The sequence below is a fragment of the Pseudomonas sp. CC6-YY-74 genome, from assembly GCF_002025205.1.
GTDB lineage: Bacteria > Pseudomonadota > Gammaproteobacteria > Pseudomonadales > Pseudomonadaceae > Aquipseudomonas > Aquipseudomonas paeninsulae.
Genome location: NZ_CP019947.1, coordinates 4,502,830 through 4,515,380, shown reverse-complemented (window position 1 = coordinate 4,515,380; position 12,551 = coordinate 4,502,830). Strand labels below are relative to the sequence as shown.

The window sequence follows — 12,551 nt, the reverse complement described above, 5'->3', positions numbered from 1 at the left end:
GGGCCACTAGCGCTCAACATGCCAGGCAAGCACTTAGCGCGCGACTGCGTCTGCCTGAGCAAGATATAGGCCGGGTCGCGCAAAACCCAAGCCACCGGCGCTTACGCTGGCCAGAAAAGCCAACAGCCCCAGACAACCTGTAGGGCTGCCCGGGGCTGGACGCGGGATGGCGCCTGGGTTGGCGCGGAAGGCGAGCGGCGATCAGGGCGTCAATTTATGCCGTGCGGCGTACAGGCAAAGCATTTCCATGGCCAGGGTGGCGCCGGCCAAGGCGGTGACTTCTGCATTGTCATAGGGCGGCGCCACCTCTACCACGTCCATGCCGACCAGATTGATGCCGCGCAGGCCACGGAGGATTTCCAGCGCTTGGTGGCTGGACAGGCCACCGCACACCGGGGTGCCAGTGCCGGGGGCGAAGGCCGGGTCGAGGCAGTCGATGTCGAATGTCAGGTACACCGGATGGTCGCCGACCCGCGCGCGGATCAGTTCGGCGATCTGCTCCGGGCTGCTGCGGTGCACCTGGCGGGCGTCGAGCACCTGGAAACCCATCACGTCGTCGTTGCTGGTGCGCAGGCCGATTTGCACCGAGCGCGCCGGGTCGACCAGGCCCTCGCGGGCGGCGTGGTAGAACATGGTGCCGTGGTCGATGCGCGCCCCCTCCTCGTCCGGCCAGGTGTCGCTGTGCGCGTCGAAGTGGATCAGCGCCAGCGCGCCATGTTTCTTCGCATGGGCCTTGAGCAGCGGGTAGCTGATGAAGTGGTCACCGCCCAGGGTGAGCATGGCGCAGCCGGCCGCGAGGATCTTGTCGGCATGCGCCTCGATCAGCGCCGGGGTGTCCTGCGGGGTGCCGTGGTCGAAGTAGCAGTCGCCATAGTCGATGCAGGCCAGCAGGTCGAACGGGTCGAACTCCCAGGGAAAGTGCCGCGCCCAGGCCGACTGCACCGAGGCGGCGCGAATCGCCCGCGGACCGAAGCGGCTGCCCGGTCGATTGGTGGTGGCGGTGTCGAACGGCACCCCGCTGACCACCAGGTCGACACCGCGCAGGTCGCGGGTATAGCGGCGGCGCATAAAGCTGGTGATGCCGGCGTAGGTCGGCTCGGCGCAGGTGCCGTACAGGCTGTCGCGGGTGATGGCCTGGTCGTTGTCGAAGGCGTGATCCATGGTCGGGTCCTCAAGGATGGCGAGCGTGAGTTCAATACTGGCTACGGAAGGCGGTCCACAGGCGGTTGCGCTTGCGCTGGTCCTTGAGCGTCATGGTCTGCTCGGGAAACAGCAGGGCGCGCACCGCGGCGCCCGGGTAAATGTCCGGATCGCTGCTGACCGCCTCATCGAGCAGCGGGGCCGAAGCGGCGTTGGCATTGGCGAAATACAGTTCGTTGGTCAGCTCGGCAATCGACTCGGGCTTGAGCATGTAGTCGATAAAGGCGCGGGCGGCCTCTGGATGCGGCGCGTCCTTGGGGATGGCCATGGTGTCGAACCAGATCAGGGTGCCCTCGCGGGGGATGCGATAGACCACCTCGAACGGCTGCGGGGTTTCAGCCGCCCGCGCCGCGGCCATGCCGACATCACCGGTGTAGGCCAGCGCCAGGCATACGGTGCCGCTAGCCAGGTCGTTGATCTGCCGGGCGGAATTTACATACAGCAGGTTCGGCTGCAGTTTCGCCAGCAACTGCTGCGCGGCCTCCAGGTCCTCGGCCGCGGCACTGTAGGGCGCCTTGCCCAGGTAGTTGAGGGCCACGGCAATCACTTCCTGCGGCGAATCCAGCACGGCGATGCCGCAATCCTTGAGCTTGCTGGCGTACTCCGGCTTGAACAGCAGGTCGAGACTGTCCAGCGCCACGCCCGGCAGCCGCTGCTCGACCGCCTGCCGGTTGATGCCCAGGCCGACGGTGCCCCAGGTATAGGGCACACCGTACTGGTTACCGGGATCGACACCGGCCAGTTTTGCCAGCAGCTCGGGATCGAGATTGACGGCGTTGCTCAGCGCGCCGATCGGCTGCAGGGCCTGGGCCTGGATCGCCCGGGCCAGGCCACTGGAGGCTGGAAACACGACGTCGTAGCCGCTGCCACCGGTGAGCAGCTTGCTGTCGAGCACCTCGCCACTGTCGAAGGTGTCGTACTTGACCCGTATCCCGTTCTCGCTCTGGAAGCGCTTGAGCGCTTGCGGCGCCACATAATCGGCCCAATTGTAGATGTTCAGCACGCGCTCCTCGGCCTGCAGCGGCAGGGCGAAGACGATCATTAACACACTCGTGGCGAGACGCATGGCGATACCCTCATTCAAATTGGCTCGGCAATGACCCCTGTAGCAGCGGGTTAGGTAGAGCCATGCTGCGCTGCGACTTGCTTCGGATAAATATGAAGTAATCTACCCTGGCATCTACTTTCATCAATGTTTGGAGCCGCCATGCTCAGCCAAGTCCGCGACCTCGACCTGCAACTGCTGCGCCTGTTCATCACCGTGGTGGAGAGCGGCGGCTTCAGTGCCGCGCAGGGCGAACTGGGGGTCGGTCAGTCGACCATCAGCACGCAGATGGCCAAACTGGAGACGCGTCTGGGTTTTCGCCTGTGCGAGCGCGGCCGGGCTGGCTTCCGCCTGACGCCCAAGGGCGAGCAGGTGCTGCTGGCCACGCGCAAGCTGTTCGCCGCCCTCGAAACCTTCAAGGGCGAAGCCCAGGGCATGGCCGACAAACTGCTGGGCACGCTCAGCATCGGCCTCTCCAAAGCCCTCGACGCGCAGGTGCTGAGTCGCGTCGGCGCAGCCATCGGCCACTTTCGCCGGCGCAACCAGGCAGTGCAGATCGAACTGCTCAGCGCCATGCCGGCCGAACTGGAACGACGCCTGCTGCAGGATCAACTGCACCTGGCGATCGGCTACTTCTCCGGCGCCCAGGCCGCGCTCGACTACGTCCCGCTATTCGAGGAGGCACAAGCGTTGTACTGCGGCGTCGGGCATCATTTATTCGCTCGAACCGAAGTGAGCCTGGAACAGTTGCAGGGCGAAGACAGCGTGCTCCACCCCTACCGTTTCATCCAACGCGACGAACCCTGGCAAACCACCGCCAGCAGCGCCCACAGCGAACAGGTCGAAGGCACTCTGGCCTTTGTCCTGTCCGGCGCCCATATCGGCTACCTGCCCCGACATATCGCCGCCCCCTGGCAAGCTAGCGGCCTGCTGCGCGCGCTGTTGCCGGAACAGCTCGGCTTCAGCGTGCAGTTTCACCTGGCCAACCACCGCGGCCGTCAACCGAGTGAGGCGCAGCTGGCCATGGTCGAGGATTTGCTCACGACCTTCAGCTGAGCAAGGCCCGCCAAGACCTTCGGCGCCGGGGCGGTCTATAGTTTCAGTTCACCCCGCTACCCGCTCTCACTGGCAAGGAGTCGTCATGAGCAAGGTTCACCACGTCGCCGTCCTCGTCGGCAGCCTGCGCAAGGCATCGATCAACCGCAAGCTGGCCCTGGCGCTGGCCGAACTGGCGCCCGCCTCGCTGAAGCTGGAAATCATCGAGATCGGCGACCTGCCGCTGTACAACGAGGATATCGACCAGCAACAGCCGCCCGAGGCCTACCTGCGCTTTCGCGCCAAGCTCAAGGCCGCCGACGCGCTGCTGTTCGTCACCCCGGAATACAACCGCTCGGTGCCGGCACCGATGAAGAACGCCATCGACGTCGGCTCGCGTCCCTACGGCCAGAGCGCCTTTAGCGGCAAGCCGGGGGCCGTGCTGAGCGCCTCGCCGGGTGCCATCGGCGGCTTCGGCGCCAACCAGCACCTGCGCCAGTCCATGGTGTTTCTCGATGTGCCGATGATGCAGCAGCCGGAGGCTTATCTGGGCGGTGCCGGCAGCTTCTTCGAGGAGGCCGGCATGCTCGGCGACGGCATCAAACCGTTCCTGCAGAAGTTCATCAACGCCTATGCCGAGTGGGTGGAGCAGCAGATAAAAGGCTGACCCGCGCGAGCCAGCGCGCCTCCACCACCAGCCGAGCAGGAAGTCCCGAGAGGGTTGCCCGATGGCCGCAGCGCACGGCGCGGCAGCCTGCTGGCAGGATGCCGCCGTGGACAAACGCCGGATCGGCTGAGAGGTGGTGGAAAAACCCGCCTGCTGCGACCAATGACCTCGCGCAACCCACGATCCGCAGGCTGTCTCGCGGCGCCTCGCGATATGCTCAGCACCTCTGACGCCTTGGCTTACAGCCCGTATTTCGCCTTCAGCGCAGCGACCGCCTGCCGCTCGCTGCGCAGGAAGGCATCGAAGCGCTGGATCAGCTCGGGATGGCGGATGCTCGACAGGTAATAGTGGCTGTCGCTGGACTGCAACAAGCTGGGCTCTGCCACCAGGGCGTGCGGCCGCTCAAGTTGGCCCAGGTGGTAGCGCGCAACCTGGCGGGCCATGTTGGCACCGTCGATGTAGCCGGCCAGGGTCATCCGGATCAGGCCCTCCGGGCTCGGCGCCCGGTGGATCTCCACGGCGCCTGCGGCAATCTCGGCGTGAAACTTCCAGGGAGTGAAGCCGCGGACGAAGCCGAGCTTGCGAAAACGCTCACGCGGCTGGCCCACCCGTGCCGGCAGCACCAGCACCACGTCCTGGAAGGTCAGCAGCGGCTGCGAGTAGGTAATCACACCGTGCGGTTTACCGGCCTCATGCCAGCGCGGACTGTCGGGAAAAACCAGGTCGAGCCGACCCGCCCAGTACTCGTGATAGAGCCGGCGTACCGGCAACGGCACATAACGCAGTTGGATATCCGCGTGGGCGGCGAACAGGTCGAGCAAGTCGCGGGCGTAACCGCGGTACTGGTGGTCCGCCGACACCGCAAAAATGGGGTAGTAATCGACGTCTTCCACACCCACGCGGTATAGCTGCGCGCCGGCCACTGGCTGGATAGTGCTCAGGCCCAACGCCGCGAGCAGCAGCCAGACGGAGCGGAGCGATGGTGGAAAACACTGGGCAAGCTGGATCGGCATGGCGAGGCTCGACGCGTACAAAGTCGTTACAGTTTACTGCAGGTCGCCATCGACTCGACTGACCCGCCCCCGTCGACGTCTGGATGCCGTGGCGGCTGCCCCGCGGTGAACCATCACGCTAGTGAAGATTGACGCGGCAGAAGTGCCGCACTGGGCGAACGCCCAATAAAAGAAAGCCCCGCTGATGCGGGGCCTTTGCAGACTGTGTACTGACATCCGTGTTGCGCGCACCATCCTGGCGGCTATCCTGCGTGTCCCTTTTAGTTTTTTGCGCTTCCTGCGCTACGTCCATGGCCAGAAGATTAGCCGCCCAGCGCCGATCACAGTAGTGGCGATCGACGGCACGCCATGTAAGCCAAAGCTTACATGGCGCCAATCTTTCGGCTTGCTCATGTGCCGCGGGTCTTGTTAGATGCGGCCACTCTAAAAAAACAACAGACCCCGAACACGGCGGTCAACGGAGTCTTATCATGCGAGCAGTCGTTATTGCCCTCGGTTGCCTGGCAGCCAGTTTCAGCCTGCCGATTCTGGCCAATGGTCAGAGTCAGATTGACGACCCGCAAGTCCGCGACCACTTGTTCTGGGATGAGCTGTATGGCGCCGGCGGCACCTCGCTGTATTGCGCCAAGGCCTTCACCGGCGAAGGTGGCGGCGGACTGCTCAGCATCAGCCCGATCTACAGCAGCAAGCAGCTGAAAAGCGCCCTGCGCTGCATCACCGATCGCCAGTGCAGCATCATGAGCCCACGCTATGCCTATATGGCCGCCGACCTGCATAACCTCTATCCGGCGCTGACCCGCGCCGAACAGGTGCGGCGCAACGCGCAGTTCGGTTTGCTGGACGCCAGCGAGGAGAGCACGCTCGCCGACATCGGCTGCGACCTCAAGAGCCACCTCAAAGTGCTGGAGCCGCGCGACGCCGCCAAAGGCAATATCGCCCGGGCGATCTTCTACATGCACATCGAGTACGGCCTGCCCATCGGCGGCGACGCGCGGATGTACAAGCAGTGGCACCGGATGGACCCGCCGGATGGCGAAGAAAACGCCCGCAACGAAAAGATCGGCAGCCTACAGGGCACACGCAATCGCTTTATCGACGACCCGGCCCTGGTCGACCAACTGATCGCCGACTGACAACCCCGCGCCGCGCCAGTGAGCCATGCTGCACTGCCTGCGGGTAGGGCGGCCTCGGAGCGCAGCGACAGCCCGCCAGCTTTTGTGCCGCGCCAGCGAACCAATGGTGCACTGCCTAAGGCGAGTGTCACCCTACGGCTCGCGGCTTGCTCGAGGTAATGGGTCCGAGCGCAGGGTGCCTGGAGGCGGCTGCAGTAGCCGAGCGTCAGTCCAGCGCGCGGGCCAGCTGGATCAGCTCGGCGCGCCATTCGACGGCCGCCGGCAAGGCGAGGAAGGAGGGGTTGAGCAAGGATTCGCGCGCTTCATAGGTCAGCACGGCGCCCTGCAGGGTCAGCACTTCGCCGCCGGCGCCTTCCAGCACGCCTTGGGCGGCGGCGGTGTCCCACTGCGAGGTCGGCGCCAGGCGCGGGTAGCAATCGGCATTGCCTTCGGCCAGTTGGCAGAACTTCAACGAGCTGCCGACGCTGGCCAGTTGCAGGTCGCCAAAGCGTTCGCTCAGGCCCTCCAGCAGACGCTCCTGCGCCGGGCTGGTGTGGCGCCGGCTGGCGACCACGGTAAACGCTTCGTCCGGGTTCAGACGCACGCTGATCGGCTGCTCCGCACCATCGGCCTCGGCGCGCCAGGCACCCAGGCCGGCGCCGCCGTAGTAGCAGCGACCATTGGCGGGAATCCCGACCACGCCGAACACCACCCGGCCCTGCTCGATCAGCGCGACGTTGACGGTGAATTCTTCACTGCCGGAAATGAATTCCTTGGTGCCATCCAGCGGGTCGACCAGCCACCAGCGACTCCATTTCGCGCGCTCGTCGAAGGCGATATCGGCGGCCTCCTCGGACAGCACCGCAATGCTCGGATCGAGCGCGACCAGGCCATCGTTGAGGATGTGATGGGCGGCCATGTCGGCGGCGGTCACCGGCGAGGCGTCGGCCTTCTCGGTCACCAGCACACCGGCGCGCCAATGCGGCAGAATCGCCGCGCCGGCTTCGCGCACCAACTGGATTACCGCCGGAATCAGGGGATGGCTCATAGCACGAAGTCTCCACGCTGGGTCAGCAGGTCGCGCGCCAGGTAGAGCGCGGCCAGGGCCCGGCCCTCGCTGAATTGCGGATGCTGCACCAGGCTCGAGAGCTCGCGCAGGTTAACCTTGTCGACCCGCATCGACTCCGGTTCGTCGCCGGGCAGGCGCTCCGGGTACAGGTCCGTGGCCAGCACCACCTGGATTTTCTGGCTCATATAGCCGGGCGACAGGCTCAACTCGGTCAGGTGCTCGAGTTGCCGCGCGCCGAAACCGGCTTCCTCCTTGAGTTCACGGTCAGCCGCCGCCAGTACGTCCTCGCCCGGTTCGATCAGCCCCTTGGGCAGCGACAACTGGTAGTCGTCGGTGCCGGCGCAGTACTCCTCGACCAGCAGCACATGCTCGGCATCGACCAGCGCCACAATCATCACCGCACCGTAACCGACACCCTTGCCGACCAGGCGCTCATAGGTCCGTTCCACACCGTTGGCGAAGCGCAACTGCAGCTCCTCGATACGAAACAAGCGACTGCTGGCGACTATCTCACGGGCGAGTACGGTGGGTTTCTGAGGCATGGTGCGGCTCCTGAGAGTGGCGGGGCGAGTTATCATACCGCGCCTTTTCCGATTAGCCCCGCCGGAGATTGCGCGATCACGACGTCAGTCGGCAGATTCGCGACACCCTCCGCACTCAGCACACAAGAAGCCACCATGCCGTCATTGCCCTGGAGCGAGATCGATACCGTACTGCTGGACATGGACGGCACCCTGCTCGACCTGCATTTCGATAACCACTTCTGGCTGGAGCACCTGCCGCAGCGCTATGCCGAGCTGCACGGCATCAGCCGGGCGTTGGCCGACGCCGAGTTGCTGCCGCTGTTCCATGCACATGCCGGCCAGCTCAACTGGTACTGCACGGACTTCTGGAGCCGCGAACTGAACCTGTCGATTCGCGACCTCAAGCGCGAGGTGGCCCACCTGATTGCCCTGCGCCCGGACGCCGACACCTTCCTCGCCGCGGTGCGCGCCGCCGGCAAGCGCGTGGTGCTGATCACCAATGCCCATCGCGACTCGCTGTCGCTGAAGCTGGAACGCATCGAACTGGCGCCCTACTTCGACCGTTTGATCAGCTCCCACGACTACGGCTTCGCCAAGGAAGCTCAGCAGTTCTGGTTCGCCCTGCAGCAGGACCTCGGCTTCGCTGCGGCGCGCAGCCTGTTCATCGACGACAGCCTGCCCGTGCTGCGCAGCGCCCACGCCTATGGCATCGGCCACCTGCTGGCGGTGCGCCAGCCGGACAGCCGCAAAGGCCCGAAGGACACCGAGGAGTTCGCCGCGGTCGGTGATTACCGGGAGCTGATCGAGGGGCTGTAACGGCTTCGCGGTCAAGACCGCAGCCACGCTAGCGCGCCGGGCTGTATACCCGTGGTGCGCTGTGATGCGGCAGGTGGATCAGGTTGAGGCGATGCTCGCGCGCCCAGCGCACGCTGAGGTTGGTCGGTGCCGAGAGGCTGACCAGGGTGGCAAATTCGCCGCGCACCGCCTTGTGAATCAGCTCCAGGCTGCAGCGACTGGTGATCACCACGAAGCCTTGGTTCGCGCTACGACCCTGCTGACGCAGCGCGCCGATCAGCTTGTCCAGCGCGTTGTGCCGCCCGATATCCTCGCGGCACAGGTTGATCTCGCCGTGCTGGTCGACGAATAACGCGGCATGCAGGGCACCGCTGTAGCGCGCCAGGCTCTGCGCGCTGGCGATGCGCGTGCGCAAGTCATGCAAGTGTTCGGCGGGCGGCAACGGGCTGGACGGCAGAACCGCGAGTTGCGGCAGCGCCTGCTCCAGCGCCGCCACGCCACACAGGCCACAACCGCTGGTGCCGGCCAACTGGCGACGTTGCTGCTTGAGCGCCCAGAAGGCGCGATTGCTGATCTGCACCTCGGCGTTGAGGGTGTCGCCATTGCGCTGAACGCGCACGTCATAAATTTCTTCGACGCCGCTGACCACCGCACTGCTCAGGCTGAAGCCGATAACGAAGTCTTCCACGGCCGAGGGCGACACCATCATCACCGCATGGCTGATGCCGTTGTAGGCAATCGCCAGGGCACACTCCTCGGCCAACATGGCGCTGCCGCGCACCGCCGCGTCATCCAGCTCGACATAGGCATAAGCATCCTGCGCCTGGCTGGTTGATGGCTCGCCCGAGACAGGGGTGGCGGCGTTGCGTGACATGGGCGAAGACTCCAAGGGATCAGGCCCCAGCTTAAGCCGGTCGGGCCAGCGGTTCGATCTGCTCACGCAGACCCTGCATCGCCTCCAGGGCAAAGGCGCTGAGGTCTTCGCCGGCGGTGGCATCGATATGGGCATAGAGCGCGATGCGCATCTGCGGGTCCCATTGTTTCTTCAGATGCAGGGCGAAATCCGCACGGGCCTGCTCAGGGTTGGGTTGCGAGGCGAAGAAGGCGCCGATCTGGTTGGCCATCTTAATCAATTGTGTGGCGTTCATGCCCATCTGCGAACCTCTGGCAGTCGAGGAGCTGAAAAACAATGGCGCCGAGCGATCACACGGATCGCCCGCCGCCAGCGGCGCTTAGAGCTGGGTCAGCTTGATCCGCGGCAGCAGGTCGAGTTGCTCCTTGGTAAAGGCATGGAACTCGTCCTGCCATTGCGAAGGTGTTTCGACCTTGCTGATCTGCACGGCGGTGACCTTGTACTCGGGGCAGTTGGTCGCCCAGTCCGAGTTGTCAGTGGTGATCACGTTGGCGCCGGACTCCGGGTGGTGGAAGGTGGTGTAGACCACCCCCGGCTGCATCCGCTCGGTTACCACCGCGCGCATCACCGTCTCGCCTGCGCGGCTGTTGATCGCCACCCAGTCGCCGTCGTTGATTCCGCGATCCTCGGCATCCACCGGGTGCAACTCGAGGACATCCTCGGAATGCCAGGCACTGTTTTCGGTACGCCTGGTCTGCGCGCCGACGTTGTACTGCGAGAGGATCCGCCCGGTGGTCAGAATCAGCGGACGCTTGCGCGAGGTGCGCTCCTCGGTGGGAATGTACTCGGTGATCATGAAGCGACCCTTGCCGCGCACGAAGGCATCCTCGTGCATGATCGGCGTGCCTTCCGGCGCGGCGTCGTTGCATGGCCACTGGATGCTGCCCAAACGCTCCAGCTTGGCGTAGCTGACCCCGGTGAAGGTCGGCGTCAAGCTGGCGATTTCATCCATGATCTGCGACGGATGACTGTAGATCATCGGGTAGCCGAGGGCATTGGACAGCGCCACCGTCACTTCCCAATCTTCCTTGCCGGCCAGCGCCGGCATCACCTTGCGCACCGGCGAGATACGCCGCTCGGCGTTGGTGAAGGTGCCGTTCTTCTCAAGGAAGGAGGCGCCGGGCAGGAACACATGGGCAAACTTGGCGGTTTCATTGAGGAACAGGTCCTGCACCACCACGCACTCCATGGCCCGCAGCGCGTCGGTGACGTGCTGGGTATCCGGATCGGATTGCGCCGGGTCTTCGCCCTGGATGTAGATGCCCTTGAAGGTGCCGGCATGCGCCGCAGCGAGCATGTTGGGAATACGCAGGCCCGGCTCGTCGAGCAGGCTGACGCCCCAGGCCTGTTCGAACTGCCCCCGCGCCAGCGGATCGGAGACGTGGCGGTAGCCGGGCAGCTCATGGGGGAAGGAGCCCATGTCGCAGGAGCCCTGCACGTTGTTCTGTCCACGCAGCGGGTTGACCCCGACGCCGGCGCGACCGATGTTGCCGGTGGCCATGGCCAGGTTGGCAATCGCCATCACGGTCGAGGAGCCCTGGCTGTGTTCGGTCACACCCAGGCCGTAGTAGATCGCCGCGTTACCGCCGGTGGCGTACAGCCGCGCGGCGCCGCGTACTACGGCGGCCGGCACGCCGGTCAATTCTTCCATGGCCTCGGGGCTGTGCCGCGCCTCGGCGACGAAGGTGCGCCACTGCTCGAAGGCTTCGCCCTCGCAACGCTCGGCGACGAAGGCCTCGTCCACCAGGCTCTCGCTGACGATGACATGGGCCAGGCTGTTGAGCAGGGCGACGTTGCTGCCGGGACGCAGTTGCAGGTGGTAGTCGGCCTTGACGTGCGGGCCGCGCACCAGATCGATGCCGCGCGGGTCGGCAACGATCAGCTTGGCGCCCTCGCGCAGACGACGCTTGAGCTGCGAGCCGAACACCGGATGGCCGTCGGTAGGGTTGGCGCCGATCACCAGCACCACGTCGGCAGCCAGCACCGAGTCGAAGTCCTGGGTCCCGGCGGATTCGCCGAGGGTGACCTTGAGGCCGTAACCGGTCGGCGAATGGCAAACCCGTGCGCAGGTGTCGACGTTGTTGTTGCCGAAGGCGGCGCGCACCAGCTTCTGGACCAGATAGGCTTCTTCGTTGGTGCAGCGTGAGGAGGTCAGGCCGCCGACCGAGTCGCGGCCGTACTGCGCCTGGATGTCCTTGAAGCGCTTGGCGGTGTAGCTGATCGCCTCGTCCCAATCGACCGTGCGCCAAGGCTGGTCAATGCTGTCGCGGATCATCGGCGCGGCAATGCGATCCGGGTGGGTGGCGTAGCCCCAGGCGAAGCGGCCCTTGACGCAGGAGTGACCGTGGTTGGCGTGGCCGTCCTTGTTCGGCACCATGCGCACCACTTCATTACCCTTGATCTCGGCCTTGAACGAGCAGCCGACACCGCAATAGGCGCAGGTGGTGGTCACGCTGCGTTCAGCCTGGCCCATCTCGATCACCGACTTTTCCATCAAGGTGGCAGTCGGGCAGGCCTGCACGCAGGCGCCGCAGGACACACACTCGGAATCGAGGAAGTCTTCGTTCTGCCCGGCGCTGACCTGCGAATCGAAGCCACGCCCGGTGATGGTCAGGGCGAAGGTGCCCTGCACTTCTTCGCAGGCACGCACGCAACGATTGCAGACGATGCACTTGGCCGGGTCGAAGCTGAAATAGGGGTTGGACTCGTCCTTGGTCTCGGCCAGGTGGGTCTTCACCGGGTCGTAGCGCACCTCGCGCAGGCCGACCACACCAGCCATATCCTGCAGCTCGCAGTTGCCGTTGGCCGAGCAGGTCAGGCAGTCCAGCGGGTGATCGGAGATGTACAGCTCCATGGTGCCACGGCGCAGATCGGCCAATTTCGGGCTCTGCGTGCGCACCTTCATGCCGGTTTCCACCGGGGTGGTGCAGGACGCCGGGAAGCCGCGGCGGCCTTCGATTTCCACCACACACAGGCGGCACGAGCCGAAGGCTTCCAGGCTGTCGCTGGCGCACAACTTGGGCACGGCGATGCCGGCCTCCTGGGCCGCGCGCATCAGCGAGGTGCCGGCCGGCACGGTGATCGCCTGACCGTCGATTTCCACCGTTACCGGGGCGCCGGTACGGGCGGGGGTGCCATAGTCGAGTTCACGAAACAGGGCCATGTCGGTGTCTCCGGT

At 65.2% G+C, this 12,551-nt stretch carries 12 protein-coding genes; 4 read left to right on the top strand and 8 right to left on the bottom strand.

What is annotated here, in order from left to right; genetic code table 11:
- Window positions 1-201: 201 nt before the first annotated feature.
- Both speB and B2D37_RS20445 read right to left on the bottom strand, forming a co-directional pair.
- A complete protein-coding gene (gene speB, locus B2D37_RS20450; protein WP_079204432.1) occupies window positions 202-1,161 on the bottom strand; it encodes an agmatinase in 960 nt (319 codons plus the stop codon).
- 31 nt (window positions 1,162-1,192) lie between these two features.
- Entirely contained in the window at window positions 1,193-2,266 is a 1,074-nt protein-coding gene (locus B2D37_RS20445) for a polyamine ABC transporter substrate-binding protein (RefSeq protein WP_079204431.1), read from the bottom strand.
- A gap of 141 nt (window positions 2,267-2,407) precedes the next feature.
- Between B2D37_RS20445 and B2D37_RS20440 the strand changes: the two genes are divergently transcribed.
- Window positions 2,408-3,301 carry a LysR family transcriptional regulator gene (locus B2D37_RS20440; protein WP_079204430.1) on the top strand — a complete coding sequence of 298 codons (894 nt, stop codon included), beginning with the start codon at window positions 2,408-2,410 and terminating at the stop codon, window positions 3,299-3,301.
- Between the two features lie 85 nt (window positions 3,302-3,386).
- Window positions 3,387-3,947: an NADPH-dependent FMN reductase gene (locus tag B2D37_RS20435; protein WP_079204429.1), complete on the top strand. Its 561-nt coding sequence runs from the start codon at window positions 3,387-3,389 to the stop codon at window positions 3,945-3,947.
- Between the two features lie 239 nt (window positions 3,948-4,186).
- Here B2D37_RS20435 and B2D37_RS20430 read toward each other — a convergent pair whose 3' ends face one another.
- Window positions 4,187-4,960, bottom strand: coding sequence for an ABC transporter substrate-binding protein (locus B2D37_RS20430; RefSeq protein WP_079204428.1), 774 nt, complete (start codon window positions 4,958-4,960; stop codon window positions 4,187-4,189).
- Window positions 4,961-5,430: 470 nt separating this feature from the next.
- On the opposite strand from B2D37_RS20430, the gene B2D37_RS20425 reads away from it, so the two are divergent.
- The gene (locus B2D37_RS20425; protein WP_079204427.1) at window positions 5,431-6,093 is read left to right on the top strand and encodes an endonuclease; all 663 of its coding nucleotides are present in this window, start codon (window positions 5,431-5,433) and stop codon (window positions 6,091-6,093) included.
- Window positions 6,094-6,298: 205 nt separating this feature from the next.
- On the opposite strand, the gene cysQ is transcribed toward B2D37_RS20425, so the two are convergent.
- Entirely contained in the window at window positions 6,299-7,120 is an 822-nt protein-coding gene (gene cysQ, locus B2D37_RS20420; RefSeq protein ID WP_079204426.1) for a 3'(2'),5'-bisphosphate nucleotidase CysQ, read from the bottom strand.
- Window positions 7,117-7,683: an ADP compounds hydrolase NudE gene (gene nudE / locus B2D37_RS20415; RefSeq protein ID WP_079204425.1), complete on the bottom strand. Its 567-nt coding sequence runs from the start codon at window positions 7,681-7,683 to the stop codon at window positions 7,117-7,119. Before nudE ends, cysQ begins: the two co-directional genes overlap by 4 nt.
- A gap of 135 nt (window positions 7,684-7,818) precedes the next feature.
- Between nudE and yrfG the strand changes: the two genes are divergently transcribed.
- Window positions 7,819-8,481 (top strand): GMP/IMP nucleotidase, encoded by a 663-nt coding sequence (gene yrfG / locus B2D37_RS20410; RefSeq protein WP_079204424.1) that lies wholly within the window; start codon window positions 7,819-7,821, stop codon window positions 8,479-8,481.
- Between the two features lie 28 nt (window positions 8,482-8,509).
- Here yrfG and fdhD read toward each other — a convergent pair whose 3' ends face one another.
- The 3 genes from fdhD to fdhF form a co-directional block, all read right to left on the bottom strand.
- Window positions 8,510-9,334, bottom strand: a complete 825-nt coding sequence (gene fdhD, locus B2D37_RS20405; protein WP_079204423.1) for a formate dehydrogenase accessory sulfurtransferase FdhD — start codon at window positions 9,332-9,334, stop codon at window positions 8,510-8,512.
- 31 nt (window positions 9,335-9,365) lie between these two features.
- Entirely contained in the window at window positions 9,366-9,608 is a 243-nt protein-coding gene (locus B2D37_RS20400) for a formate dehydrogenase subunit delta (protein WP_256573107.1), read from the bottom strand.
- 84 nt (window positions 9,609-9,692) lie between these two features.
- Window positions 9,693-12,536: a formate dehydrogenase subunit alpha gene (fdhF, locus tag B2D37_RS20395; protein ID WP_079204421.1), complete on the bottom strand. Its 2,844-nt coding sequence runs from the start codon at window positions 12,534-12,536 to the stop codon at window positions 9,693-9,695.
- Window positions 12,537-12,551 lie beyond the last annotated feature (15 nt).